The sequence below is a fragment of the Kibdelosporangium banguiense genome, from assembly GCF_017876405.1.
Taxonomy (GTDB): Bacteria; Actinomycetota; Actinomycetes; order Mycobacteriales; family Pseudonocardiaceae; genus Kibdelosporangium; species Kibdelosporangium banguiense.
Genome location: NZ_JAGINW010000001.1, coordinates 4,781,438 through 4,807,178 on the forward strand (window position 1 = coordinate 4,781,438; position 25,741 = coordinate 4,807,178).

At 65.7% G+C, this 25,741-nt stretch carries 23 protein-coding genes; 16 read left to right on the forward strand and 7 right to left on the reverse strand.

Annotation, left to right across the window (positions count from 1 at the left end; translation table 11 throughout):
- Positions 1-28: 28 nt before the first annotated feature.
- From JOF56_RS22670 to JOF56_RS22680, 3 genes are all read left to right on the forward strand, one after another.
- Positions 29-790: a glucose 1-dehydrogenase gene (locus tag JOF56_RS22670; protein ID WP_209641346.1), complete on the forward strand. Its 762-nt coding sequence runs from the start codon at positions 29-31 to the stop codon at positions 788-790.
- An 11-nt stretch (positions 791-801) separates the two neighbouring features.
- Complete coding sequence (locus JOF56_RS22675; protein ID WP_209648417.1) at positions 802-1,971, forward strand: acyl-CoA dehydrogenase family protein; 1,170 nt, start codon at positions 802-804, stop codon at positions 1,969-1,971.
- Between the two features lie 581 nt (positions 1,972-2,552).
- Positions 2,553-4,319 (forward strand): IS1634 family transposase, encoded by a 1,767-nt coding sequence (locus tag JOF56_RS22680; protein ID WP_209633904.1) that lies wholly within the window; start codon positions 2,553-2,555, stop codon positions 4,317-4,319.
- 85 nt (positions 4,320-4,404) lie between these two features.
- On the opposite strand, the gene kstR is transcribed toward JOF56_RS22680, so the two are convergent.
- Positions 4,405-5,016, reverse strand: coding sequence for a cholesterol catabolism transcriptional regulator KstR (gene kstR, locus JOF56_RS22685; RefSeq protein ID WP_209641348.1), 612 nt, complete (start codon positions 5,014-5,016; stop codon positions 4,405-4,407).
- A 117-nt stretch (positions 5,017-5,133) separates the two neighbouring features.
- On the opposite strand from kstR, the gene JOF56_RS22690 reads away from it, so the two are divergent.
- The 7 genes from JOF56_RS22690 to JOF56_RS22720 all read left to right on the forward strand — a co-directional run bounded on the left by JOF56_RS22690 (position 5,134) and on the right by JOF56_RS22720 (position 12,509).
- The gene (locus tag JOF56_RS22690; protein ID WP_209641350.1) at positions 5,134-7,128 is read left to right on the forward strand and encodes an acyl-CoA dehydrogenase family protein; all 1,995 of its coding nucleotides are present in this window, start codon (positions 5,134-5,136) and stop codon (positions 7,126-7,128) included.
- Between the two features lie 8 nt (positions 7,129-7,136).
- Positions 7,137-8,096 carry an acyl-CoA dehydrogenase family protein gene (locus JOF56_RS22695; RefSeq protein WP_209641353.1) on the forward strand — a complete coding sequence of 320 codons (960 nt, stop codon included), beginning with the start codon at positions 7,137-7,139 and terminating at the stop codon, positions 8,094-8,096.
- Entirely contained in the window at positions 8,081-9,193 is a 1,113-nt protein-coding gene (locus tag JOF56_RS22700; RefSeq protein ID WP_209641355.1) for an acyl-CoA dehydrogenase family protein, read from the forward strand. The genes JOF56_RS22695 and JOF56_RS22700 overlap by 16 nt, the downstream gene beginning before the upstream one ends.
- Positions 9,190-10,056 (forward strand): bifunctional MaoC family dehydratase N-terminal/OB-fold nucleic acid binding domain-containing protein, encoded by an 867-nt coding sequence (locus JOF56_RS22705; RefSeq protein ID WP_209641357.1) that lies wholly within the window; start codon positions 9,190-9,192, stop codon positions 10,054-10,056. The genes JOF56_RS22700 and JOF56_RS22705 overlap by 4 nt, the downstream gene beginning before the upstream one ends.
- On the forward strand, positions 10,053-10,421 hold the full coding sequence (locus JOF56_RS22710; RefSeq protein ID WP_209641358.1) for a MaoC family dehydratase: 369 nt from the start codon (positions 10,053-10,055) through the stop codon (positions 10,419-10,421). The genes JOF56_RS22705 and JOF56_RS22710 overlap by 4 nt, the downstream gene beginning before the upstream one ends.
- 93 nt (positions 10,422-10,514) lie before the next feature.
- The gene (locus JOF56_RS22715; RefSeq protein ID WP_372448391.1) at positions 10,515-11,723 is read left to right on the forward strand and encodes a lipid-transfer protein; all 1,209 of its coding nucleotides are present in this window, start codon (positions 10,515-10,517) and stop codon (positions 11,721-11,723) included.
- Positions 11,724-11,855: 132 nt separating this feature from the next.
- On the forward strand, positions 11,856-12,509 hold the full coding sequence (locus tag JOF56_RS22720) for a L,D-transpeptidase family protein (protein ID WP_245378354.1): 654 nt from the start codon (positions 11,856-11,858) through the stop codon (positions 12,507-12,509).
- On the opposite strand, the gene chsH3 is transcribed toward JOF56_RS22720, so the two are convergent.
- The 5 genes from chsH3 to kstD are packed head-to-tail and all read right to left on the reverse strand — an operon-like array spanning position 12,496 to position 17,449.
- Entirely contained in the window at positions 12,496-13,347 is an 852-nt protein-coding gene (gene chsH3 / locus JOF56_RS22725) for an enoyl-CoA hydratase ChsH3 (RefSeq protein WP_209641360.1), read from the reverse strand. The genes JOF56_RS22720 and chsH3 overlap by 14 nt on opposite strands.
- Before the next feature lie 8 nt (positions 13,348-13,355).
- Positions 13,356-14,345 (reverse strand): ferredoxin--NADP reductase, encoded by a 990-nt coding sequence (locus tag JOF56_RS22730; protein ID WP_209641362.1) that lies wholly within the window; start codon positions 14,343-14,345, stop codon positions 13,356-13,358.
- On the reverse strand, positions 14,338-14,631 hold the full coding sequence (locus JOF56_RS22735) for a hypothetical protein (protein ID WP_245379922.1): 294 nt from the start codon (positions 14,629-14,631) through the stop codon (positions 14,338-14,340). Before JOF56_RS22735 ends, JOF56_RS22730 begins: the two co-directional genes overlap by 8 nt.
- Positions 14,631-15,779 carry a 3-ketosteroid-9-alpha-monooxygenase, oxygenase component gene (locus JOF56_RS22740; RefSeq protein WP_209641364.1) on the reverse strand — a complete coding sequence of 383 codons (1,149 nt, stop codon included), beginning with the start codon at positions 15,777-15,779 and terminating at the stop codon, positions 14,631-14,633. Before JOF56_RS22740 ends, JOF56_RS22735 begins: the two co-directional genes overlap by 1 nt.
- The gene (kstD, locus tag JOF56_RS22745; protein WP_209641366.1) at positions 15,776-17,449 is read right to left on the reverse strand and encodes a 3-oxosteroid 1-dehydrogenase; all 1,674 of its coding nucleotides are present in this window, start codon (positions 17,447-17,449) and stop codon (positions 15,776-15,778) included. The genes JOF56_RS22740 and kstD overlap by 4 nt, the downstream gene beginning before the upstream one ends.
- A 96-nt stretch (positions 17,450-17,545) precedes the next feature.
- On the opposite strand from kstD, the gene JOF56_RS22750 reads away from it, so the two are divergent.
- From JOF56_RS22750 to JOF56_RS22775, 6 genes are read left to right on the forward strand one after another with little or no spacing between them, the layout of a single operon-like run.
- Positions 17,546-19,153, forward strand: coding sequence for an FAD-binding protein (locus JOF56_RS22750; protein ID WP_209641368.1), 1,608 nt, complete (start codon positions 17,546-17,548; stop codon positions 19,151-19,153).
- Positions 19,140-19,922: a 2-keto-4-pentenoate hydratase gene (locus tag JOF56_RS22755; protein ID WP_209641371.1), complete on the forward strand. Its 783-nt coding sequence runs from the start codon at positions 19,140-19,142 to the stop codon at positions 19,920-19,922. The genes JOF56_RS22750 and JOF56_RS22755 overlap by 14 nt, the downstream gene beginning before the upstream one ends.
- Complete coding sequence (locus tag JOF56_RS22760; RefSeq protein ID WP_209641373.1) at positions 19,922-20,836, forward strand: acetaldehyde dehydrogenase (acetylating); 915 nt, start codon at positions 19,922-19,924, stop codon at positions 20,834-20,836. Before JOF56_RS22755 ends, JOF56_RS22760 begins: the two co-directional genes overlap by 1 nt.
- Positions 20,790-21,791: a 4-hydroxy-2-oxovalerate aldolase gene (gene dmpG / locus JOF56_RS22765; protein WP_209641375.1), complete on the forward strand. Its 1,002-nt coding sequence runs from the start codon at positions 20,790-20,792 to the stop codon at positions 21,789-21,791. The genes JOF56_RS22760 and dmpG overlap by 47 nt, the downstream gene beginning before the upstream one ends.
- A gap of 59 nt (positions 21,792-21,850) precedes the next feature.
- Positions 21,851-22,903, forward strand: coding sequence for a hypothetical protein (locus JOF56_RS22770; RefSeq protein ID WP_245378355.1), 1,053 nt, complete (start codon positions 21,851-21,853; stop codon positions 22,901-22,903).
- 38 nt (positions 22,904-22,941) lie between these two features.
- A complete protein-coding gene (locus JOF56_RS22775; protein ID WP_307855214.1) occupies positions 22,942-23,511 on the forward strand; it encodes an HD domain-containing protein in 570 nt (189 codons plus the stop codon).
- A 79-nt stretch (positions 23,512-23,590) separates the two neighbouring features.
- On the opposite strand, the gene JOF56_RS22780 is transcribed toward JOF56_RS22775, so the two are convergent.
- Positions 23,591-25,672, reverse strand: a complete 2,082-nt coding sequence (locus JOF56_RS22780; RefSeq protein WP_209641377.1) for an MMPL family transporter — start codon at positions 25,670-25,672, stop codon at positions 23,591-23,593.
- Positions 25,673-25,741: the final 69 nt, after the last annotated feature.

Here is a 25,741-nt window from a genome sequence, read left to right on the forward strand (position 1 = left end):
GGTCGAGCAACAACGTGGAGGAACCAGCATGGCCGCTCTCGACGGACGTGTAGCCCTGGTCACCGGGGCGGCCCGCGGCATCGGCGCCGCGGTGGCCGGACGACTCGCGGCCGACGGCGCCGCAGTGGTCGTTCTCGACCTCGATGAGGCAGCCGGCAAGCCGACCGTGGCCGCGATCGAGGCAGCAGGCGGCCGGGCCATCGCTGTGGGCGCTGATGTGACCGACGCCGCACAGGTAACCGCCGCGGCCGACCGCGCGGCCCAAGAATTCGGCTCGCTCGACATCCTGGTGAACAACGCCGGCGTCACCCGCGACAACCTGCTGTTCAAGCTGTCCGAACAGGACTGGGACACCGTGATCGGCGTCCACCTCAAGGGCGCCTTCCTGGCGAGCAAGGCGGCGCAGAAGCACATGGTCGCCCAGAAATACGGCAAGATCGTCAACTTGTCCAGCGTGTCCGCGCTCGGCAACCGGGGCCAGGCCAACTACTCCGCGGCCAAAATGGGCCTGCAGGGCTTCACCCGCACGCTCGCGATCGAACTCGGCCCGTTCGGCGTCAACGTCAACGCCGTGGCCCCCGGTTTCATCGTCACCGAGATGACCGCCGCCACCGCCGAGCGCCTTGGCATCACCCCGGACGAACTGGCCGCGCGCAGCGCCGAGATCACTCCGGTCCGCCGCGTCGGGCAGCCCGCGGACATCGCCAGCACCATCGCCTTCCTCGTCAGCGACGAGTCCTCGTTCATCACCGGCCAGACGATCTACGTTGACGGCGGCCGCAAGCTGTAGGAGTAATCATGGTGGACTTCTCCCTCACCGACGAACAGCGCGAGGTCCGTGACTGGGTGCGGACGTTCGTACGCAAGGAGATTCTCCCGCTCGAACCGGAGGTGCTGCGCCGCGAACGGACCGGCCGGCCAGGTCTCGAACCGTCGGAGTTGCGCGAACTCCAGTTGAAGGCCAAGGAATCCGGCTTCTGGGGCGTGCTGACGCCCGAAGAGTACGGCGGAATGAACCTCGGCGGCGTGATGGCGGCGCTGCTGGAAGCCGAACTCGGCCGGTCCTTTGTGCCGTTCCGCTTCGGCGGCTCAGCGGACAACATTCTGTTCTTCGCCAACGAGGAGCAGAAAGAGACCTACCTCAAGCCGACCATCGCCGGCGACCGCAAATCCTGTTTCGCCATAACCGAACCCGGCGCCGGTTCCGACGCCCGCGCCATCCGCACCTCGGCCCGCCAGGACGGCGACGACTGGATCATCAACGGCGAGAAGACATTCATCACCGGTGGCAACGAAGCCGACTTCACCATGGTCTTCGCCGTGACAGACAAGGAAAAGGGCGCGAACGGCGGCGTCACCTGCTTCCTGGTGGACCGCGACGCGGGCTGGAAGTCCCACCCGATCGACACAATGGGCGAATGGGGTCCGGCGGCGCTGACCTTCGACAACGTCCGCGTCCCCGCCCGCAACATCCTCGGCGAAGTCGGCCGCGGCTTCGAACTGGCGATGCGCTGGATCGGCCAAGGACGTTATCTGTTGCCCGCCAGGGCAATCGGATCGTGCGAGCGTTTGCTCGAGATGGGCATAGACTACGCCCGCACTCGGGAGACCTTCGGCCAGCCGATCGCCGAACGCCAGGCAATCCAGTGGATGATCGCGGACTCAGCGGTCGAGATCGAAGCCTTGCGCTGGCTGGTCCTGCACGCGGCCTGGCAGGTCGACCAGGGAATGGACTCACGCCAGGCCCAGTCGATGGCGAAACTCTACGGTGGCATCAAAGCCAACGAGATCGTCGACCGAGTCCTGCAGATTCACGGCGGCATGGGCTACACCCGCGAGCTGCCAGTCGAACGCTGGTACCGCGAGCTCCGGCTGCTGCGAATCTACGAAGGAACCGACGAGATCCAGCGCCGCACAATCGCCCGTAACCTCCTCAAAGGACACGCCTCAGTCAGTGGCACCCTCGGTTAACCCATCCCAGTGAACCCGGTGCGAACGGCCCATTCGCACCGGTTCACCCCTTGCAACCCCCTACTGATCTTGCTCCCCCGGTAGGCTGGAGCAGGGACGCCCCCCGGGTTGGGTGGGGGACTGTCTTGTGGTTGGGGCGGAAGGGTTTTCGTCAAAGTCTGGGCGGCTTGTACGAGGGCTGCCTTGGTATTTGCCCGGTTGGCGTCCTGAGCGGGGGCGAGCACGGTTACCGAGCCCCAGCAAAGAAATGCGCGTCAGCGCAACAGAAGTCTGCTCTGAGTGTCCTCATCCTCGGTCGGCCTGGGCTCGTGTGGTCACCCGTGGGCAGGCCGACCGAGGGCGCGAACCGCCCTTCCCTCATCCGAGGGAGGTTTGCCTGCCCGGCTAGGCCCGTTTTCCGCATCGTGACCGGATAGCGGGGTGGCTGCCTGTTGCTGGGATGGCTCCAGGCTGCGGGTTTGGGCCCGGAGCGGTCTCGACGAGAGAGTCGGACTGTTGTGACAAACTTGATGTATGAGGCCACCCGGATACGGCGTGTCGCAAGCCGATTCCGGCGCCAACTACGCTAGCGTTGTGACAACATGTACCCGAAGGTAAAGCGGGTTCGCCGCGGCGACCGCGTGTATGAGTACCTGGAACTGGTGGAAGGCCACCGGGTCGACGGCCAGGTGCGGCAGCGCGTTGTGGCAAAACTGGGCCGGTTGGACGAGCTGACCGCCACGGGCCGGTTGGAGCAGCTGGTAGCAGGCCTGGCCCGGCTGGACTCACCCCCGGTCGGCACCCGCCGCGAGGTCGGCCCGCTGCTACTGGTCACGCACTACCTGAACCGGCTGGGACTGACCGAGATCGTCGATGACACCGCCCCGATGCGGGGACGGGCCTCGGCCACCCACGGGGAGATCATCGCCGCGCTGGTCGCCAACCGGCTGTGCGGGCCGGCGCCGCTCTACGACGTGGCCGGATGGGCCACCTCCGCAGCGGTAGCCGAACTGATCGGCGTCCCGGCGTTGCTGCTCAACGACGACCGGCTCGGCCGGGCGCTGGAAGCGCTGGCACCGGTGGCCGAACAGGTCCGCTGCCAACTACTCCTCCGCGCGATCGAGACCTTCGCGGTGGCCGACGCCTCCCGGCTGCACCTGGATCTGACCGCGGTCCGGTTCGCCGGCCGGCACACCGATTCGGCGCTGGTGGCCAAGGGATGGGCCGCCGATCGCAGTTTCGGCCGGCAGGTCAAAACCCTGCAAGCAACCACGACAACCGGAGTATCGCTGTACTTCCGGCCGCACAAAGGCTCCGCCAACGAACTGCCCGCGTTCACCGCGGCCCTGGACGCACTGCGCGCCTGTCTGCCAGCCGGGCTGGTCGCGGTCGCCGACTCCGGCCTGGGCTACCTGACCACCCTGTGCGCGCTCGATACTGCGGCAACCCGGTTCGTGGTCCCGTTACGCGCCGACACCGGCTGGGCCCAGCGCTTCCGCGCCGACGCAGGCACCCTCGATGCCCTGGCCGAGCTCGATTACCGCTCCCAGCGCGAACAACACCTTCCCCCGGACCGTCGAACCGTCTACAAGGGACTACTACGGCCGTTCACAGTCACCGACCGCCAGACCGGGCAGCACCGGCTGCGCGTGGCCTACATCCACTCCAGCGAAGAAGCCGCCTCCGTTACCGAGGCACGCGAACGCACCCTGACCCACGCCGAAACCGCGCTGACCAGGATCCGCAACGGGCTCGGTGGCCGCTACTACAAGACGAAGACGCAGGTCGACACCCGTGTTGCGAAGATCATCGGACCGCACATCGCCGACCTGATCACCGTCACCACCGGACCCGCCCGTCACGGCAAACCCAGCATCCACTGGCAGCGCAACCACGACGCCATCACCGCCGCCGCCCAACTGGACGGGCTCTACGCCCTGGCCACCAACCTGCCCGACCCACCCAACCGTGAACTGACTGCACTGGACGTGCTCACCGTCTACAAAGACCAGTGGATCGTGGAACAACGCCACCGCGACCTCAAGCAAACACTCAAAGTCCGCCCCATCTTCCTGCACAACGACGACCGGATCGAAGCCCTCATCGCGATCATCGGGATCGCGCTGCTCATCTACGGGCTCATCGAAGCCGAACTCCGCCACGCCCTCGGCCCCGACACCCCACTACCCGGCCTGCTGCCCGAACACCGAGCCGCGATCCCCACCAGCCGAGCCGTCCTCACCGCCTTCCACGGCCTGCACCTGACCTACACCCCCACCGGCCCACACCTCGACCGCCTCACCCCTCCCCAACGCGCCATCCTCGCTCACCTCGACATCCCCCTGCCCTGGCCCGAAAAGACCAACTAACCCTTCGAACCTGACAGGCGCAGCCGCCCAACAGTGCGGAAAACGGGGCTAGGGCATCTTCTTGCAAACAATCACAGCGGAAACACTACTTCTTGAGCAGGAGCCGGACGGTCAGTTCGAGGCGGGTGGCGACATCCGTGGCGGAAGCCCGGCGAGTAACCCAGGCGACCAAGTTGGACAGCCACACATCCCCGACGACCCGGGCGATGGCTTTGTCCTCGTCGGTTGGTTCGCCCTCGTGCATTGCGCGGGTGAACATCCGCTCCAGCAACTGTCCGACGTGGTCTACTTCGGCCGCCGCTGATGTATCGGCGAACATGAATGCCCGGGTCATGGCCTCGGTCAGGTGTGGGTCCCGCTGCATTGCGCGCGTGACCCGGCCCAGGACGAACAGCACCCGGTCGTAGCGGGTCTCGCCGGGGATCGAGGCCTTTTCGATCCGTTCCTGGTTACGCTCGAACTCGCGGGCGAGGCCGGTCACCAGGAGGTGGATCTTGGAAGGGAAGTAGCGGTACAGCGTGCCCAGGGCGACTTCGGCTCGTTCGGCGACTGCTCGCATCTGGACGGCGTCGTAGCCGCCCTTGCTGGCGAGCGCGATGGTCGCGTCGAGGATGCGCTTGCGTCGGTCGCGCTGCGCGGCTGAGCCGAGCTCGTCGTCGCCGAGGGCACTGATGGCGCCGGATGGCGTGGCTGTCATCGATCGGTCCCCTTGCTGAAACCTGTTCCACTTCAACTGTCAGTGTACCGCGCGGTTGCGAATTGTACTCAGTCGCAGGGTTGAGTTCAGAACTGAAACACGTTCTATAATGACGGAGTGTCAACCGAGCAGCAGCGGGCCATCGGGGAGTCGGTCACGGCGTGGGCGGCCGGTGCCGGCGTGCTGGCCACGGTCCGCGGAGCCAAGGGTGCCAAGCATTGGCGGGAGCACTGGGCGGACCTGGCGCATCTCGGGTTGTTCGCCATGGTGCTGCCGGATGAGGAGGGTACGGTCGCGGATCTGGCCACCGTGCTGGAACATGCCGCGGCCGCGCTGGTACCGGGCCCGGTGTTGCCCACAGTGCTCGCCGGATTGTTACTCGCGCGTACGCCGGATTCGCCCGCGGCCAAGGAACTGCTGCCTGGGCTGGCCGAAGGCGGTGTCCCTGTCGCAGTCGGACTCGAGCCCGGTGCCCCGCTGATTGGTCACGCACCGTATTCACTGGTTCAGTTGGACGGTGCCTGGACACTGGTCGAAGCCGGGTCCACAGAGCGGGACGCCCTCGATTTCTCCCGCCCGCTGTCGGATCTCGGCAGCGTCACGAGCGACCGTGTCCTGCTGCTGGACACGCAGGAAGTGCACGATCTCGCCGTTACGCTGGCAGCCTCGGAAGCCGTAGGCATCGCGGGATGGTGTCTGCGCACGGCGACGGACTACGCCAAGATCCGCCAGCAGTTCGGCAAGCCGATCGGCTCGTTCCAGGCGGTGAAGCACCTGTGTGCGGGCATGTTGTGCCGGGTCGAGGAGGCACGCGCGGCGGCATGGGACGCGGCGAGGGCGGCGGACGAAGCCCCGGACGAGCACCCGTTGGCCGCGGCGGTCGCAGGTGCGGTGGCGCTTGAATGCGCAGTACAGACGGCAAAAGACTGTATTCAGGTGCTTGGCGGTATCGGCTTCACATGGGAGCACGACGCGCACCTGTACCTCAGGCGTGCTCTGGCGCTCCGCGCGTTGTTCGGCGGAACGGCCAAGTGGCGCCGCCGAGTCGCTGAGCTGGCGCTGCAGGGCGCGCGCAGGCAGGTACGCGCGGTGTTCGAAGCAGACAGTGAAACCCGTTCGCTCGTCGAGGAGATCGCGGCGCTGCCGCAGGGTGAGCAGCGCGTCCGGCTGGCGGAAACCGGATTGCTCGCGCCCGAATGGCCCAAGCCCTATGGCCTGGACGCGAACGCCGAGCAGCAGCTGATGATCGCCGACGAGCTCCGCCGGGTCGGCGTGAGACGGCCGGACCTGGTGATAGGCGCGTGGGCGGCGCCGACGATCCTCCGGCACGGCACGCCCGGGCAGCGCGACCGGTTCGTCTGGCCCACGCTGCGCGGCGAGATCGTCTGGTGCCAGCTCTTCAGTGAACCCGAAGCAGGCTCGGATCTGGCGTCGCTGCGGACCCGTGCGGTTAGGCAGGACGGCGGCTACCGGTTGCAGGGCCAGAAGGTGTGGACCTCCCGGGCGGCCGAGGCGGACTGGGCGATCTGCCTGGCCCGCACCGACCCGGACGTGCCCAAACACAAAGGCATCACGTACTTCCTGGTGGACATGAGCACGCCCGGCATCGACATCCGCCCGCTGCGGGAGATCACCGGCGACGAGATGTTCAACGAGGTCTTCCTGGACGATGTCTTCGTACCGGACGACTGCGTTGTCGGCGAGCTGGGCGAGGGCTGGAAGCTGGCGCGCACGACATTGGCCAACGAACGCGTGGCCATGGGCGGCGGTTCGTCTTTCGGCTCGGAACTGGAGGACCTGCTCAAGATCGCTGCCGAGCGCGGCGCCGACCCGCAGCGGCTGGGTGAGCTGCTGGCGGGCGGCCTGGTGGTGTCCCTGATGGACCAGCTCGGCACCGATCCCAGCGTGCGCAAGCTGGTCGGCGTCCGGCAGCGTCAGGAGGTGGCCGAGGCCATGCTGGACGTCTACGGCGCGGACGGCGCGTTGGCCGACGTCGCCGCCGACGCGATTCATTCGTTCCTGCTCACCCGGTGCCTGAGCATCGCCGGCGGGACCAGTCAGATCCTGTTGACCCTGGCGGCGGAACGAGTCCTCGGCCTGCCGAGAACCTAGGAGGTGGCGTGGACTTCAGCTTCGACGAAACGCAGCGCGAGATCGCCGACCTGACCGCCGCGGTCCTGCGCCGTGATCCTGATCAGGCGTGGAAAGCATTGGGACAAGCGGGATTGCTCACGTTGCCGATCCCCGAACGGCTTGGCGGCGACGGACTCGGCGTGATCGAGACCTGTGCCGTGCTGGCCGAGGTCGGTCGCGCCGGAGTCGCCGTTCCCGCGCTGGCGACGCTCGCGCTCGGTGTCCTGCCGATAGTCCACATGGGAACGACTGAACAACAGGATCGCCTGCTGGCAGAGACATCCGTCCTTACCGCTGCACTGGACGGAATCGTGACGGTCACTGACGGCTTGCTTTCCGGCACCAAAACCCATGTTCTGTATGCCGAGGAAGCGCGATGGATCCTGGTCGCGACCGAGTCCGGTGTTTTCATCGTGGATCCCGCCGATGTGAGCATGGTCCGGACATACTCGTCGAGCGGGACACCCGAATACACCCTCACCCTGTCGGATGCTCCAGGTGAACACCTCGGTGAGGTCGGCACATTGCGCGCGATTGCACTCGCCGGTGCGGTCGCGATCGGCGATGGACTGCTCTCCGGTGCATTGGCACTGACCTCGGAGCATGTTCGGAGCAGGGAGCAATTCGGTAAACCACTTGCCACATTCCAGGCGGTGTCCCAGCAGATCGCGGACGTCTACGTCGCCGCCCGAACACTGCATCTGGCAGCGTGGTCGGCCATCTGGCGGCTGAGCGTCGACCGTGATCCAGGACCTGCACTGGACGTGGCCGGATACTGGCTGGCCACCGAACTTCCGTTGGCCATGCACACATGTCACCACCTGCATGGCGGGATCGGCGTGGACATCTCCTATCCGATGCACCGCTTCTACTCGCTGGGCAAGGACCTGGTGCGGTTCACCGGCGGTGCCGGGGAAAGGCTGGACCAGCTATGTTCGTTGATCTGACCGAGGAGCAGCGTGCGCTGCAGGCCCGGCTGCGCGAGTACTTCGCGGACCTGCTGACCGCCGGGGAACGCACCGAGATGATGACCGACCGGCACGGGGTGGCCTATCGGAACCTGGTGCGGCGCCTGGGTTCGGACGGCTGGTTCCAGGACATGAGCGAGGTCGACCGGCAGATCTTCATCAACGAGGCCTCACGCGCGGACATCCCGCTGCCGTACGTGACGCTGCAAACCGTCGGGCCGACCCTGAAAGCCTTCGGCTCGCAGGCACAACGCGACTTCTTCCTGCCGAAGATCGTTTCCGGCGAGGTCCATTTCGCGATCGGTTACACCGAGCCCGAATCCGGGACCGACCTCGCCTCACTGCGCACCACGGCGGTTCGCGACGGCGATAGCTACGTGATCAACGGCCAGAAGATCTTCACCACCGGTGCGCATGACGCCGACTACATCTGGCTGGCGTGCCGGACGGACCCGGAAGCGCCCCGGCACAAGGGAATCTCCATCATCATTCTGGACACCTCGTTGCCCGGCTATTCCTGGACGCCGATCATCACCTGCGACGGCGCCCACCACGTGAACGCCACCTATTACAGTGATGTCCGCGTGCCCGCTGACATGCTTGTCGGTGAGGAGAACGGCGGCTGGCGGCTGATCACGACGCAGCTCAACCACGAGCGGATCATGCTCGGCCCGGCCGGTCGCCTCACCGGTATGTACGAGCGCGTCCACGCATGGGCGGCTGCCCGGGACCTGCTCGGCAAACAGGATGTCCGGCGCGCGTTGGCTGAAACCTACGCGTGCGCCGAAGTCAATTCATTGCTCAATGCTCAGATTGCATCGTCCGAATTGGATGTCGCGGACGCGTCCGCGACCAAGGTGTTCTCCGCCGATCGCACTCAGCGTATCGGCCGCCTGATGGAGGAGATCGTCGGCCGGTACGGCGACCCAGCGGATCCGGAGACCGCGGATCTGACGCGCTGGCTTGACGTCCAGGCGAAACGCAACCTGGTCCTGACCTTCGGCGGTGGCGTGAACGAGATCCAACGCGAGCTGATCGCCACAGCCGGCCTCCGACTGCCCAGGGTGCCGCGATGAACCCGATCGAAGCCGAGGCCGCCCGCCTCGCCGCGTTAGGTGAGAGCAAACCCCGCCTCGCCCGTGATCCCGTCAACGAACCGATGATCAACAACTGGGTCGAGGCCCTGGGCGACCGGAATCCGGCCTACCCCAAGTTCGCCCCACCCGCGATGGTCCAGGTCTGGACCATGTACGGCCTCAACGGGGTCCGTGACGCCGACGACCCGCTCGGCGCCATGACATCAGTCCTGGACCAGGCCGGTTTCACCTCGGTCGTCGCTACCAACTGCGAACAGACCTACCACCGCTACCTGCGTCCGGGTGAACAGCTGTCGGTGACCACCCGACTGTCCGATGTCGTTGGCCCGAAGCGGACAGCGCTGGGTGAAGGCTGGTTCGTCACAACCATCAGCACGTGGTACGTGGACGAAGAGCCCGTGGCCGAGATGATGTTCCGGATCTTGAAGTTCCGCCCACCGGCGGCGACGGGTGCGGTGATCCGCCCGCTGATGAACCAGGACACGGAGTTCTTCTGGGAAGGCACTTCGCAACGCGAGCTCCGGATCCAGAAGTGCCCAGCCTGCTCGCAACTGCGGCACCCGCCCGGACCGTTCTGCCCATCGTGCGGCGACTCGAATCCGTCGTATGTCCTGTCTTCTGGCCGCGGCACAGTCTTCAGCTATGTCGTGCACCACCACCCACCCGTGCCGGGAAAGAAGCTGCCCATAGTGATAGCCCTTGTCGAACTGGAGGAAGGCGTCCGAATGCTCGGCGAACTCCAAGGTTCAGACCCGGAATCAGTCCACATCGGTCAGTCCGTCACAGTCGACTGGTCCCGTGTGGACGGCGAGCTGACGATCCCGGTCTGGCGGGCGACATGACGCAGCTTCCCGAACTCACCATCGAGACCACGACGACTTTCGTGGTCAGCACCGCCCTGGCGACGCGCGACTTCCAGGATGTCCACCACGACCGCGAAGCCGCGATAGCCCGTGGCTCGAAGGACATCTTCCTCAACATCCTGACGACAACAGGACTGGTCCAGCGCTTCGTCACGGACTGGGCGGGGCCGGAAGCCCTGGTCCGCAGTGTCTCCATCAAACTCGGTGTCCCCTGTTACGCGGGCGACACGCTCACGTTCACAGGCACCGCGAAACCGGACGGCAACGACACAGTGGTCGACGTGGTGGGCCGCTGCTCCCTGGGCGACCACGTAACAGGAACAGTCCGGGTGACCCAGCCATGACAAGCTCGATCACCAGCGCCCCTACAACTTCAAGAAAAATGCCCCCACCCTCTCCGGGGGGACGGCCCCTGGCCAGTCTATCGGGTGGCGGAGCTGGGCGGGCGGGGTTGGCGCTGGTTGTGGATAGAGGGGGTTGCTGTGGATAACTTGTCGGGGAAGGCCGCGATCGCGGGGATCGGGGCTACCGAGTTCAGTAAGATGTCCGGCCGCACCGAGCTGAAGCTGGCGGTCGAGGCGGTCAGGGCTGCCTTGGCGGACGCGGGTCTGGAGCCGTCTGATGTGGACGGGTTGGTTACGTTCACGATGGACAGCAATTCCGAGATTGCCGTTGCCAGGGAGCTGGGGATTCCGCAGCTGAGTTTTTTCAGCCGGATCAACTTCGGCGGGGGAGCGGCCTGCGCGACTGTGCAGCAGGCGGCGATGGCGGTGGCGACGGGCGTTGCGAATGTCGTGGTCTGCTATCGCGCGTTCAATGAGCGATCGGGGCATCGGTTCGGCAGGGTGTCGACGGCCGCGGCTTCGGCGCCGACATCGAATGGGATCGACGCGTCGTGGTCCTATCCGATGGGGTTGGGGACGCCGGCCGCCGATGTCGCGATGTTCGCACGGCGTTATCAGCATGTGTACGGGGCGACGTCCGAGGATTTCGGGCGGGTCGCGGTTGCCGACCGGCGGCATGCCGCGGTGAACCCGGACGCGTGGTTTTATCAGAAGCCGATCACGTTGGCCGATCATCAGGCGTCACGCTGGGTGGTTGAACCTTTGCACCTGCTGGACTGCTGTCAGGAAAGTGACGGCGGTGTCGCGATTGTGGTCACCAGTGCCGAGCGGGCCAGGGATCTGCCGCAGAAGCCCGCGGTCATCGCCGCGGCCGCGCAGGGCAGCGGTCAGGATCAATTCGTGATGACGTCCTACTACCGTGACGACCTGCTGGGGCTGCCGGAAATGCGGGTGGTCGGCGACCAGCTCTGGGCGCAGTCCGGGCTCGGCCCGCAGGACATCGGCACGGCCGTTCTCTATGATCATTTCACGCCGTTCGTCCTCGTTCAGTTGGAGGAACTCGGTTTCTGCGGTCCTGGTGAGGCGCGGCACTTCATTGCCGACGGTGCTATCGAAATCGGTGGTGCGCTGCCCATCAACACGCACGGTGGTCAGTTAGGCGAGGCGTACATCCACGGGATGAATGGGATCGCCGAGGCGGTGCGGCAGATTCGAGGCACGTCGGTCAATCAGGTCGGCGGCCCGGTCCTTGTCACTGCGGGTACCGGAGTGCCCACCAGCGGTCTCATAGTCACGGGGTGATCAACCGGCTAGAGTGACGCGGTGCGTCGTATCGCCCTGCCAATCGCGCTCGCCTTAGCCGTCTGCGGTTTAGCGACAACCTCGGCCCTCGCGCCGACTTTGCAAACCCCTCCGCAGACACTTCAGCAATCCATGGATGAGCACGAAATGCAGCTGATGGCAGCCGTCACCACCCCGCCCAAGACCGCTCAACCACCCCGCCGGGGCGTGCTGCTCCCGGCCGACGGTGTGATCAACCAGATGATCACGGTCTCGGCCCCGGCGCCGACAGCGACGACCGCGAAATTGTCGGCCTGGACGCGGGACGGCGACTCCTGGCGCAAGGACATCGGCCCGATTACCGCGTATGTCGGCTCGGACGGTGTCGGTGAGGCACGCGAAGGAATTGCCCGCACGCCCGCCGGTGTTTTCAAGCTGACCGAGGCGTTCGGTATCGCCGACAACAACGGGACCAAGCTGCCGTACTTCAAGGTGGACGATTCCGACTGGTGGGTCAGCGACGTCAACTCACCTGAATACAACAAGCATTTCCGTTGTCCCCCAGGCAAATGCCCCTTCAATGAGCGCGCGGGCGAGCGGCTCATCACCGCGGGTGAGGTCTACAAGCACGCAGTGGTGATCGACTACAACCGCAACCCGGTCAAGCCGGGCGCGGGTTCGGCGTTCTTCCTGCATGTCTCGGAAAACAAGCCCACGGCCGGATGTGTGTCGATTCCGTCCGACAAGCTCGACGAGATCATGCGCTGGCTGGACCCGGCGAAGAATCCGGCGATCAACATAGGGTGACCACGGTGTCCGAAAGGACTGCCCGGTCGTCGACAGTCGTCGTGACCAGCAGGCGCTTGTCCTCCTGCCACACGTTGGTGCGAAGTGTTTCACCCGGATACACCACGCCGGTGAATCGCGTCGAATAGCCGGCGACCAGGCTCACGTCACCCTCCAGCACACCGTCGATCACCGTTTTGCACACGATTCCGTACGTGCACAACCCATGCAGAATCGGCCGGGGAAACCCCGCCGCCGAAGCGAATGCCGGATCGGAATGCAGCGGATTGCGGTCGCCGCACAATCGGTAGAGCAAGGCCTGCTGCGGAAGCGTCGGTGTGTCGAGCACGAAATCAGGCGCACGGTCAGGCAATTCCACCGAGGTCGAAGGCCCGCGCGAACCCCCGAAACCGCCCTCGCCTCGGGCGAAAATACTGGATCTTGTGGTGTACAACGCCTCGCCGGACGAATCGACCGCCGTGGACTCCTGCACGATGACAGCCGCTTTGCCCTTGTCGAACACGTCGGAAATCCGGGCCCGGGCGGTCACTGTCGCCGACACCGGCAGTGGCCGGTGCACGGTGATCTCCTGCTGGCCGTGCAGCACACGTGCCAGGTCGATTTCCACCCCTGGAAAGGACACCACGGGCGGCTTGGTCTGCCGCAGGTTCGCCGCGATCACACCGAAAGCCGGCAGTACCTGAAGGTCCTGCTCGGTCGCGTAACGCAGTTCCAGCGGCGACATCGGATCGGCGCCCGCACCCAGCGCGAGGTGGTAGAGCAGCACGTCGGACGATGTCCACGAGAACGTGGTCTCGCCCAGCGAGGCACCAACGGCGACCGCGGGATCGATCGGCATGCGACTCCTCAGGTGTACGTGATCTTGACCGTGTCGGTGACCGGCAGTGACTGGCAGGCGAGCACGATGCCGTCGTCGAGGTCCTCCTGGTCAAGGATCTCGTTCTGCAACATCTTCACCTCGCCCTGCTCGATCCGGCACGCGCAGGCACTGCACGCGCCTTCCCGGCACGAGTACGGTGCGGCCAGGCCCTTCTCGAGCAAAAGGTCGAGCAGCTTCTTGTGCCGCGGCCACTCAAACGTGTGCTGCTCGCCGTCCAGGTCCACTTCGACCGTGACCTCGTCGCCGTCCGACGGCAACTCCTCGACGGTCTCCTCGAAAGGATTGCCGGACAAGGAGATGAACCGCTCGACATGAATGCGGTCACGCGGCACGCCAAGCGACTTCAAGGCCTGCGAAGCCACTTCCATGAACGGCGCCGGTCCGCACAGGAAAGCCTGGAAACCCGTGAACGGCTTCAAAGTGGTGAAATGCCGTGCGGTAGGCAAGCCCTGCAACGACTCCAGCCAGTGGATCACCAGCAACCGGTCCGGATACTCGTCTGCCAGCTGCCGCAGCGCCGACGCGAAGATCACCGAGGACTCGTCCCGGTTGGCGTACACCAGCACGATCCGGCCGCTGCCGCGCGCCAAAGCGGACTTGATGATCGAGATGACCGGGGTGATGCCACTGCCGCCCGCGAACAGCAGCAGGTTGTCGTCCAACGACCGCGGAGTGAAGATTCCGGCCGGTGGCAGGACATCCAGCACAGTCCCCGGCCGTACGTTGTCACAGATCCACGCCGAGCCGTAGCCGTCCGGAATGCGTTTGACCGTCACTTGTGGACGGCTGTCGACATCAGGTGAACTCGACAGCGAATAGCACCGTGCGACCGGGCCGCAGCGCAATGTCAGGAACTGTCCGGGCCGGTAGTCGAAGGAGGTGTCTAACACGACCGAGACCGCGTCGGCGGTCTCCTGGATCATGTCCGCCACGGTGACCTGCTGGTATTCAGCCATCCGGGACCTCAAGCAGACCTTCGGCGACCAGGGATTCGATGCTCGCGCGCAGTTTCGAGCACGTGTCCAGCAGCGCGGCCGGCTTGGGCCGGGAGGCGAACTCCGGGCAGCGATCGGTCGGTGTCTGCCACTGGATGCTGGTGTGATGCGCGCTGTTCTTCTTCACCAGCACACACGTCCCGCAACTCGTGCACTCCACCGGCCGCAGCCCGTCGGAGAGGAACGACCGCCGGTCGGCCTCCGTATGAGGTGCGGTGCCGGCGACGACAGGAGCCTTCGCCCACATCACACACCGGCTTCCTTGCGGCGCGCCAGGTTCTCGGCGACCTCACGCTCCCACGCCTCGTTGGCCTTGGTGGTGTCCACTTCGAATTCGAACCGGCGGGTCATGTCGTCGCTGACTTCCTCGACGTCCACATAGAACTGCTCGTACCACCGGCGCAGCTGGTAGACCGGGCCGTCCTCCTCGCACAGCAGCGGGTTGTCGATCCTGGTCTTGTTCTTCCAGATCTCCACGTCCTGCAGGAAGCCGGTCTTGAAGCTGCGGGCGAACTTGCCGGCGACCTTGTCGGCCATCTCGGTGTCCAGTCCCGGCAGCTTCTTGACGATCAGGCCGTACTGCAGCATGAACGAGTTGTGCGTGATCGGGTAGTGGCAGTTGATCAGCACCGTCTCGACTTCGATGCCCTTGTAGTCGTTCCACAGGTAGTTGATCATGTACGAGGGACCGAAGTACGAGGCCTCGGAACGCAGCAGGTTGTCCTCGCCCGCGTAGTTGCCGGTGTCCTTGCTGCCGTTGGGGGCGATGTCCGGCCGGCCTCGCGAGTTGAGGTACTGGGTCGCGACATGGCCTTCGAAGATGTTCTTGAAGTAGGTCGGGAAGGCGAAGTGGATGTAGTAGAAGTGCGCCATGTCGACCATGTTGTCGATGATCTCGCGGCAGTTGGAGCCCTCGATCCGGATGGTGTCCCAGGTCCAGTTGCTCCACTCCGGCGAGCCCGCGCCTTCCACTACCGGGATCGAGACATCCGGCGGCGGCGGGTTGCCCTGTGGATCGTGCCAGATCAGCAACTGGCCGTTGCGCTCCAAAGTGGTCCACGAGCGCGTCCTCGCTCGCAGCGGAACCCGCTTGGCGTAAGGGATGTCGACACAGCGGCCGTTGCCCGACCAGCGCCAGTCGTGGAACGGGCAGGCTATGTTGGCACCTTTGACTGTGCCTTGGCTCAGGTCGCCGCCCATGTGCCGGCAGTACGCGTCCAGCACGTTCAGCTTGCCGTCCTCGCCCTGGAACACCACGAGTTTGGTGTCGAACGCCTCGATCGCGTGCGGCTTGCCGTCCTTGAAGTTCTGGGCCAGGCCGATGCAGTGCCAGCCTCGGGCGAACCTGGTCGGCGGGGTGCCGACGTCGATGGTCCGGATCTCGTCGCGTGTCACTGCCTGCTCCCCTTCGATAGCGCAGCCATGTTCAGTGCGGCCAGGTAACCAAAGGTCATCGCCGGGCCGATTGTCGCACCAGGTCCCGCGTACGTGCGACCCATCACGGCCGCACTGGCGTTCCCGGCCGCGTAAAGCCCTTCGATGATCGAACCGTCTTCTCGCAGAACACGTGCTGCGGTGTCGGTCCGCAATCCGCCCTTGGTGCCCAGGTCGCCGGGCACGATCCGGACCGCGTAGAACGGCCCGGTCTCCAGTGCCGCGAGACAGGGGTTGGGGTGGTTGCGGGGATCGCCGTAGTACTTGTCGTATGCCGACTCACCACGCCGGAAGTCCTCGTCGGTGCCGGAGTTCGCGAACCCGTTGAAGCGCTCGACAGTCGCGGTCAACGCCTCAGCCGGAACCTCGATCGCTTCGGCCAGTTCGGCCAGTGAGCCTGACTTGAACACGGCGCCCGCTTTGTACCAGCGGCCAGGGAATGGCTGGCCTGGGTACAAGCCGGCGAACATGTACCGGTTGCGGTATCGCTGATCCGCGATCAACCAGGTTGGGAAGTTCTGGGCCGGGCCGTCACCTTCGCCGTACATCGCGTGCACCGCGTCCACGTATGGCGCTGCCTCGTTGGCGAACCGCTTTCCTTGGGCGTTGACCATGAGGCATCCGGGCAACGTCCGCTCGGCCAGGCAGAAGTACGGCCCTCCGCTGAGCACGATCGACGGGCCCCACCACGCGTCGTCCATGAAGTCGGCCGCCGCGCCGAGTCGCAGCCCGGCTTCGATTCCGTCGCCGGTGTTCTCCAGTGCGCCGACTGTCCACTGTGCCCCAATGGGCTCGCGCTGGTACTTCTGGCGCATCTCCTCGTTACGCTCGAACCCGCCGGACGCCAGCAGAACGCCGTAACGGGCGCGAACCACGGTCTCCTCGCCGCGCTTGTTCACGCGGACTCCCACCACACGGTCGTCCTGGGTCTCCAAGTCGACAAGCGCGGTTTCCAGCCACACCGGCACTCCTGCTTTCGCCAGTCCGGCTCGCATGCCTGCAGCAAGCGCTTGGCCCATCGCGAGCTGCCTCCGCCGGGTCACCCGTGCGATGAAGCCGCGTGCACCGACACGGAATGCACGCAGCACGCCGCGAGGGTGCCTGCGGACCAGATTGAGCCACCGGTAGTCGGCCTGCGTGACCGCCACGTCCATGGGGGAGGCGAGATATGGCCTGTTCAGCGTCTTGAGGTGCTCGCCGATCAGGCTCGCCGGCATCGGCTTGGGCTCGATCGAGCGCCCGCTCGGCAGCCCGCCTGGTGCCTCCGGGTAGTAGTCGGAGTAGTTCGGCACCCAGGCGAACTTCAGCGGGGTGCTGGCCAGGATGAAGTTGATCGTTTCCGGGCCGCGGTCGAGGAAGGTCTTCTTCAGCTCGCTGGGCACGGCATCGCCGACAATGTGGTTGAGATAGGCGCTGGCCTGCTCCGGGGTGTCCGGCACGCCCGCGCGCAGGATCACCTCGTTGTTGGGCACCCAGACGCCACCGCCCGACCGGGCTGTGGAACCGCCGTAGGTCGGCGCCTTCTCCACCACCAGGGCGCTCAGCCCGTTGTGCGCGGCTGCGAGCGCGGCGGTCATCCCTGCCGCCCCGCTGCCTACGACAACGAGGTCGAACTCGGCTGGCTCGGTCATCAGCACCTCCTGGGCAATACTAGAACAGGTTATAGTCTTGGCCGCCAGGCGCGCTATGGTGTTCGTAGATTTTGACACTGTGAGGCGGGTCCGACCGTGCAGAAACGTGTTCCACAAAGTTGGGATGACAGCGCCGATGTCGTGGTCGTCGGCTTCGGCGCGGCCGGCGCTTGCGCGGCCATCGAGGCGGCCTCCGCCGGGGCCGATGTGCTCGTACTGGATCGATTCGCCGGTGGCGGTGCGACGGCGATGTCGGGCGGTGTGGTCTACGCCGGCGGCGGCACGCCCCAGCAGACCGCCGCGGGCGTCGCCGACACGCCTGAGGCGATGGCCCGGTACCTCGCGCTCGAGGTGGGGGACGTGGTCTCGCCCGAGACGCTCCGGCGGTTCTGCGACTCCAGCGTGGACATGATCTCCTGGCTGGAGAAGCAGGGCGTGCCGTTCGACGCCAGCTTGTGCCCGTACAAGACGTCCTATCCGAGCAACAAGCACTACCTCTACTACTCCGGCAGTGAGTCCGCGGGCGGGTTCCGGGATGTCGCGCCGCCTGCCGCGCGCGGTCACCGCACAAAAGGCAAGGGGACCTCGGGGAAGGTCTTCTTCGCCCGGCTTGCCGAGGCGGCCCGGGCCGGCGCGCGAGTCCGGACGCAGACGTTCGCGCGGAATCTGATCACCGAGGACGACCGGGTGATCGGGGTCGAATGCACCGTTCTGGCCGGCCTGGCGGCGCGTGTCCACAAGCTCTGTGGCAAATACGCGGCAAAGCCGGGTTTGTACGTGCCATTGCTCCGCAAAGCACTGAACCGGCGCGTCAAGAAGCTGGAACGGCGTTACGGAAAGACGATCCGGGTCGAGGCCCGGCGCGGGGTGGTGCTGGCCGCAGGCGGGTTCGTAGCCAACCGGGAGATGATGCGTGAGCACGCCCCGGACTACCGCCGTGGCCTGCCGTTGGGGACAGTCGCCGACGATGGTGCCGGGATCCTGATGGGCGCCGAGGCCGGTGGCGCGACCGCGCATCTGGAGCGGGTGTCCGCGTGGCGATTCATCAGTCCTCCCAGTGCTTTCCTCGGCAGTCTCGCTGTTGACGTCAACGGCCGGCGGATCGGCGACGAATCCCGGTATGGCGCGGCGCTGGGCCATGACATGGTCACGAAACACGGCTCTCGCGGCTGGTTGTTCGTCGACAGTGCCCTGGTGGCCGAAATCCGCAAACAGTCGCGGACACAAGGCGTGTGGTTCCACCGGCTGCAGACGCGGTATCTGCTCGGCCGGGAACGAGTCAGCGGCTCCACTGTGGAAGAAGTCGCTGCGAGGGCCAAGGTCGACCCGGCCGGGCTGCAGGCCACAATCGAGGCTCACAACTCGGCCGCCCGGGACGGAAACCCCGACCCCGCAGGCAAACCCGCGGAGTTCGTACGGGTCCTGGACTCACCGCCATACTCGCTGCTGGACATCTCGATCAAGCCGAGTCTCGGGTATCCGTGTCCGATGCTCACGCTCGGCGGGCTTGTCGTGGACGAGGAGAGCGGCGCGGTCCAGCGGGACGACGGGTCGGTGGTCGAAGGTCTGTACGCGGCCGGTCGTACGGCCGTGGGAATCTGCTCGAACTCCTATGTCAGTGGGCTTTCGCTGGCCGACTGCGTGTTCTCCGGGCGCAGAGCGGGCATCAACGCGAGTATGAGGAGGACAAGTGCTCACGGCTGAGCAACGCATCGACGCGGCCGACCGGTTGTACGCGGCCGAGCGTGACCGGTCGCCGATCCCGCCGCTGATCCTGGACTACCCCGAGATAGACGCGGTCGACTCGTACGAGATCCAGCTGCACAACATCCGGCGGCGCGCCCGGCCGGTGGTGGGGCACAAGGTCGGCCTGTCGTCCAAGGCGATGCAGCAGATGATGGGCGTGAACGAACCCGATTACGGCCACCTGCTCGACGATATGGCACTGCACGAGGACACCCTTGCCGACGCGGCACGGTTCTGTTATCCGCGTGTGGAGGTCGAGGTCGGGTTCATCCTGGGTGCCGATCTGCCCGGCGAGGGATGCACCGAGCAGGATGTGCTCGACGCGACCGAGGCGTTCGCGCCCGCGATCGAGCTGATCGACAGCCGGATCGCCGACTGGAAGATCAGCCTCCCGGACACCATCGCGGACAACGCCTCGTCGGCCGGTTTCGTGCTGGGCGCGGCCCGGGTCAAGCCGTCCGATGTGGACGTCAAGGCAATCGACGCGACATTGTGGCGCAATTCGGCGGAAGTGGCCGCCGGTCGCTCCGACGCGGTGCTCGGCAATCCGGTGACCGCGGTTTCGTGGCTGGCCAACAAGGTCGCCGGTTTCGGCGTCCGGCTGAAGGCCGGGCACATCGTGCTGCCCGGATCGTGCACACGGGCCATCGATGCCCGCCCCGGGGACTGTTTCGTGGCCGAGTTCTCCGGGCTCGGCAAGGTTTCTCTGACGTTCGGAGGTGCTTGATGCGTATCCCGGCGGCGATCGTCGGCTCCGGCAACATCGGGACGGACCTGCTGTACAAGCTCGCCCGCAGCCAGGTGCTCGAACCCGTCTGGATGGTCGGCATCGACCCGGCCAGCGAGGGGCTGAAACGGGCCGCGGACATGGGCCTGCAGACCACGGCCGACGGTGTGGACAAGCTGCTGGCCAGCCCGAATCCACCCCAGCTGGTGTTCGAGGCGACATCCGCCTACGTGCACCGAGCCAATGCACCGCGCTACGCCGAGGCAGGCATCCGTGCAATCGACCTGACCCCGGCGGCGATCGGCCCTTATGTCGTGCCGCCGGTGAATCTGGGTGAACACCTCGACGCCCAGAACGTCAACCTGATCACCTGCGGCGGACAGGCCACGATTCCGATCGTGCACGCGGTTTCCCGCGTCGTGCCGGTGGACTACGCGGAGATCGTCGCGTCGGTCGCCTCGGTGTCGGCCGGGCCCGGCACACGCGCGAACATCGACGAGTTCACCCGGACCACTTCGCGGGGGATCGAGGTGATGGGCGGCGCCAAGCGCGGCAAGGCGATCATCGTGCTGAACCCCGCGGATCCGCCCATGATCATGCGCGACACCATCATCTGCGCGATCCCGGACGATGCCTCGCACGACGCGATCGCGGCCTCGGTCACCGAGATGGTCGCCGAGGTCTCGTCGTACGTGCCCGGCTACCGGCTGCTCAATGAGCCGCAGTTCGACCCAGCCGAGGGTGGGGCACCCGCCCGCGTGACGGTTTTCATCGAGGTCGAGGGTGCGGGCGACTTCCTCCCGGCGTACGCCGGGAACCTGGACATCATGACGGCCGCAGCCGTGCGAGCCGGTGAAAGGATGATCGATGCTGAGGATCACGGACACGTCTCTGCGGGACGGCTCGCACCATAAGCGCCACCAGTTCACCGCCGAGGAAGTCCGGTCGATCGTCACGGCACTCGACGACGCGGGAGTGCCCGTCATCGAGGTGACGCACGGCGACGGCCTTGGCGGCTCGTCCTTCACCTACGGTTTCAGCAAAACTCCCGAACAAGAGCTGATCTCGGTCGCGGTGCAGACCGCGAAGCGCGCCAAGATCGCCTTCCTGATGCTGCCCGGTGTCGGTGTGAAGGACGACATCCGCATTGCTCAGGACAATGGCGCCTCAATCTGCCGTATTGCCACGCATTGCACCGAGGCGGATATCGCGGTCCAGCACTTCGGCCTGGCCCGTGAACGCGGCCTGGAGACTGTCGGGTTCCTGATGATGGCCCATTCCCAGCCGCCCGAGGTGATCGCGAAGCAAGGCCGGATCATGGCCGACGCCGGCTGCCAGTGTGTGTACGTCGTGGACTCCGCGGGGGCTCTTGTCCTTGAACAGGTCAGTGACCGAGTCTCTGCCCTGATCGCCGAACTGGGCGACGAGGTGCAGGTCGGTTTCCACGGCCACGAGAATCTCGGTCTCGCGGTCGCGAACTCTGTGGCCGCGTACCGCGCGGGCGCCCGGCAGATCGACGGCAGCGCCCGCAGGTTCGGTGCGGGAGCGGGAAACACGCCGACCGAGGCCTTTGTCGGAGTCTGCGACAAACTGGGCATCGAAACCGGCATCGACTTCTTCAAGATCGTCGACGCGGCCGAGGACGTGGTCCTGCCCACCATGCCCGACGAGTGCAAACTCGATCGGATGGCATTGCTGATGGGCTATGCGGGCGTCTACTCGAGCTTTTTGAAGCACGCCTACCGCCAAGCCGAACGTTATGGCGTTTCCGGCGCCGAAATCCTCGTCCAGGCCGGCAAACGCAAACTCGTCGGCGGCCAGGAGGACCAACTCGCCGACATCGCCATCAATCTCGCCGCGGCCAAGTGAAAGCCAGGGCCGTTGCCTGATCGGGCAACGGCCCTGGTGATCCGCCGTATGCTTGCGCGATGGATTCGCATGCGGTGTTGGCAAAGGTCGTCGACGACACCGGGGACGGGGGATACGACGACTCGGAGCGGCTGGCGTTCGAGGAGTCGGAGGCGAAGGCGTTCCTCGCTGTCCCGTTCCTGCGATTATCAGGTGAGCCTGGCAAACGGCAGCTTGTCGTCGGGCAAGGACGTGTGATCGCCAAACCGGATGGCGGGGTCGAACTCACCCTCGTGCGGCAAACCGTGCGCAGCGAGGAAGCCGGCTGGTCGGAGGATACGACCAGCCCTGCGGTGACCGGCCTGGAGCGAATCTCCGGGTTGCCGTTGCCCTCGGCGTATCCGGCGGAAGGCGACGCCGTGTCACAGGCGGTGACGCTGGCCAAAGCGATCGCCGAGTCCTCCCGCAATGAAGTGCTTCGGTTGCGTGGCCTGCGGTATGAGCTGGAACGCATGATCGCCGAGCTGCTCGCCAGGCGTCGCAGGGGTTCGCTCAGGCCTGTGCTCGCCGACATCATCGAGCTGTCGACGGCCCTGGGGCGTGGCCGTGACCAGGCTCAGAAGGCGGGCCGAGACGGCCTGTGGATCTGGCTGTGGGATGACGAGACCTACCACCATGTCCGCAACGAGACAACGTCAGAGCTGGGCGAGCCGACCTGGGTGCGCACGTACCGCAACGCGCTTCGGCATTGCACAGCCATGGACGAGCAATTGGCCGAAGAAGTGTCCCGCCTGCACTCATTGCTCACAGGTATCTCCGCATTCGCCGTCGCCGCGGACTCCGAGGCGCAGGAGCGGTTCAACCTCCTGGCCGCTGTGGCCGCGGCAGGTCTGGGCGTGCCCGCCCTGATCATCTCGCTGTACGGCGCGGATTCGTTCCTGCCGCTGGACTCGTTCGACCACGCGTGGCGGGCGCTGCTCCCCATCGGAGTCACTGTCCTGGTCGTCAGCACGGTCGGATTGCGTTGGATGCCAGGCAAATCACGCCTGCGGCACTACGCACTGGCCGTATTGCTCGTGATCACACTGATCGGCGTCCTGTTCTTCGCCGGAGTCCTTGCCCCTGGCAAGTAACGGCTACTTGACCAGATCGAGCCGAATAAGGTGGGAGCGTGTCTGCTCTTCTGCTCGGTGCGATGACCGACTCGGCGCTGAGGCCGTTGCCTGACCGGGCCACGGCCTTGCTGGTGGAATTGCACGCGCCGCCAAGGCTGGCCGCGCATCTGCGAGCTGTCCATGACGTGGCGTGCCAGTTGGTGGACTGGGTGCGGCAGCATTATCCAGCGCTTCCCGTTGACCGCGAGGCGGTTCTGTTCGGTGCGGCCATACATGACATCGGCAAGACCAAGCATCTGGAGGAACTGTCAGGACCTGGCTCACTGCACGAACAAGCCGGGTACGAGCTGTTGCTGGCGCACGGAGTGCAAGAGTCGCTGGCCAGGTTCGCCAGGACGCACGCGTCCTGGAACGAGGCCGATATCGGCATCAACGACCTGCTGGTCAGTCTGGCCGACAAGATCTGGAAGGCCAAGCGGGTCCAGGACCTGGAGCAGTTGGTGGTCGACCGGCTCGCGACCGACCAGGAGCCGTGGGAAGTGTTCATGGCCCTCGATGACGAACTCACCCGGATCGCCGCGGGCGCCGACGAACGGCTGGCTTTCCAGTCGTCCTATCCCATCTGATGCCGCGACTTGTGCCCCCAATGCCACATTGGGGACATGTGATGCCCCCAATGTGGCATTGGGGGCACACCATCGAGGGTTATACGGACGCGGGTTCGCGCTCAGGTACTGATTCCTGAATGCCGACCCGGTTGTGCAGGCGTCGCAGTGGTTTCGGCGACCACCAGGCTGTTCTGCCGAGCAAACGCATGCCGGCCGGGACGAGGACGCCACGGATCAGCGTGGCGTCGATCAGAATCGCCAGCCCGCTGCCGATTCCGAACAGCTGGATGAAGCTGACACCGCTGGTTGCGAAGGCCAGCAGGCTGACTGCGAGCAGCACGGCTGCTGTGGACACCAGGCGGCCGGTGCGGGACAGGCCCTGGACGACGGCGTCGTGCAGACCGGTGCCCTGGTCGTGCATCTCCTTGATCCGGCTGAGCACGAACACCTCGTAGTCCATCGACAGCCCGAAAGTGATGCAGAACAACAGAACCAGCATGCTGGTGTCCAACGGCAACGGGGTGAACCCGAGGAAGCCGGACAGCCAGCCGTCCTGGAACACCAGAACCATCAGGCCGAGAGTGGCCGACAGACCGAGCACATTGAAGAGCAAAGCGCGCAATGGCTGCAGGACACTCCCAGTGAACAGGAACAACAAGACGAACGTGGTCAGTGCGATCAGCGATGCGGCGAGGGGCAATCGGCTGCCAATGGCCTGCTTGGTGTCCATCAATTGCGCGGTGTCCCCGCCGACCTTCAGGTCCATTCCGCTCGACCGGATTGCTCCGACCAGGGTCTCCGCCTGCGCGGACCGGGGGCCGTCCTGCGGGACGATCGAGAACAGCACAGCGCCATTGCTCCGAGCCGCGGTGACCCGACCGGCTCCGGGCAATGCCGACAACCTCTCGGTGTAATCCGCGACATTGATCGGAGTTGTGGCGATGGCCTGCACCGCGCTGGAGTTGTCGTCGGGGAAGTGGTCCCGCAGAGCATCCCCGACAATGCGCGTGTCGGAAGACTGCGGCAGCACCCGGTCATCCGGAGTTCCGAACTGCACGTGCAGCAAAGGAATTGCCGCAATCGCAAGGGCAATGACCACAGGAACAGCCGCACGTGCCGGGCGACGCATTGTGCTGCCGGCGAACCGTGCCCAGAACGGGGAAGCTGTCGACGGCGTGCGACGCGACAGCTTGCCAGCGTTGATACGCGGCCCAAGCACAGCCAGCAATGCAGGCAGAACAATCAGTGCGGCGCTCATGGCAATGACGACAACCCCAACCCCCGCGTACGCGAACGAACGCAGGAAATACATGGGGAACACCAACAGCACGGCCAAAGCGGCAGTAACAGCAAGCCCGCTGAAGAAGATCGTGCGCCCGGCCGTCTCGACCGTGCGAACCACAGCCGCCGTGGTGTCAGAACCCCGTGCGAGCTCTTCGCGGAAGCGGCTGACCATCAGCAACGCGTAGTCGATCGCCAGGCCCAGGCCCAACGCGGTGGTCAGGTTGATCGCGAAGATCGACACGTCGGTGACCGACCCCAGCACCGCGAGCTCGGCGAACGTCCCCAGGATCGCGATCCCGCCGACGGCCAGCGGAATCAGCGCGGCCACCACGCTGCCGAACGCGATCACCAGCAGGATCAGGATCAACGGCACGGCGATCGCCTCGGCGACGAGCAGGTCCTGCCCGACCTGCGCCCCGATGTCGGTACCGACGGTCGCCCCACCGCCAAGCGTGACGTCGATGGGTCCGCGCACGCCGTCGTAGCGCGCACGCAACTCATCGACATCTGCGTTGTCATTGAGCTTGGCGACCGCGATCGCGTACGCGCCGTCGTTCGACCGCATCGGGGGAGCGCCCGTGCTGAAGTAGGAGGCGATGTCCCGTAACTCGGGGTCGCCTGACAACTGCTGTGTCAGCGTTGTCCCGGCCTGTTCGACCGCTGGGTCGTCGACTGGCCCCTTGATCAGGAACACCAGGCTGGCGCCGCCGTCGAAATGCGACCTGACCAGCTCGGCAGCTTGCGAGGACTCGGCTGCGGGGTCGTTGAAGCCCTGGCTCTTGAGCTTGCCGAAGGCGGTGAAGCCGAAAGCACCCGCACCGGCCAGGACAAGCGTGATGACGATCAGGATCGCCTTGGCATGGCGGGCCGCGAACCGGCCGATGCGTCCGAACATGAGCACCCCTCGAAATGTGTACAGCCGTAAACTTGGCAGGCGTTAACTTGCCACGGATGTGCACGGGTG

What these genes read in the sequence shown, in the direction of transcription:
- JOF56_RS22680 (WP_209633904.1), top strand. Translation starts at nt 2,553, where the DNA reads ATGTACCCGAAGGTAAAGCGGGTTCGCCGCGGCGACCGCGTGTATGAG.
- JOF56_RS22700 (WP_209641355.1), top strand. Translation starts at nt 8,081, where the DNA reads ATGTTCGTTGATCTGACCGAGGAGCAGCGTGCGCTGCAGGCCCGGCTG.
- JOF56_RS22780 (WP_209641377.1), bottom strand. Translation starts at nt 25,672, where the DNA reads ATGTTCGGACGCATCGGCCGGTTCGCGGCCCGCCATGCCAAGGCGATC.
- kstD (WP_209641366.1), bottom strand. Translation starts at nt 17,449, where the DNA reads ATGACCGAGCCAGCCGAGTTCGACCTCGTTGTCGTAGGCAGCGGGGCG.
- JOF56_RS22730 (WP_209641362.1), bottom strand. Translation starts at nt 14,345, where the DNA reads ATGGCTGAATACCAGCAGGTCACCGTGGCGGACATGATCCAGGAGACC.
- JOF56_RS22710 (WP_209641358.1), top strand. Translation starts at nt 10,053, where the DNA reads ATGACGCAGCTTCCCGAACTCACCATCGAGACCACGACGACTTTCGTG.
- JOF56_RS22670 (WP_209641346.1), top strand. Translation starts at nt 29, where the DNA reads ATGGCCGCTCTCGACGGACGTGTAGCCCTGGTCACCGGGGCGGCCCGC.
- JOF56_RS22735 (WP_245379922.1), bottom strand. Translation starts at nt 14,631, where the DNA reads ATGTGGGCGAAGGCTCCTGTCGTCGCCGGCACCGCACCTCATACGGAG.
- chsH3 (WP_209641360.1), bottom strand. Translation starts at nt 13,347, where the DNA reads ATGCCGATCGATCCCGCGGTCGCCGTTGGTGCCTCGCTGGGCGAGACC.
- dmpG (WP_209641375.1), top strand. Translation starts at nt 20,790, where the DNA reads ATGCTGAGGATCACGGACACGTCTCTGCGGGACGGCTCGCACCATAAG.
- kstR (WP_209641348.1), bottom strand. Translation starts at nt 5,016, where the DNA reads ATGACAGCCACGCCATCCGGCGCCATCAGTGCCCTCGGCGACGACGAG.
- JOF56_RS22705 (WP_209641357.1), top strand. Translation starts at nt 9,190, where the DNA reads ATGAACCCGATCGAAGCCGAGGCCGCCCGCCTCGCCGCGTTAGGTGAG.
- JOF56_RS22760 (WP_209641373.1), top strand. Translation starts at nt 19,922, where the DNA reads ATGCGTATCCCGGCGGCGATCGTCGGCTCCGGCAACATCGGGACGGAC.
- JOF56_RS22720 (WP_245378354.1), top strand. Translation starts at nt 11,856, where the DNA reads ATGGATGAGCACGAAATGCAGCTGATGGCAGCCGTCACCACCCCGCCC.
- JOF56_RS22770 (WP_245378355.1), top strand. Translation starts at nt 21,851, where the DNA reads ATGGATTCGCATGCGGTGTTGGCAAAGGTCGTCGACGACACCGGGGAC.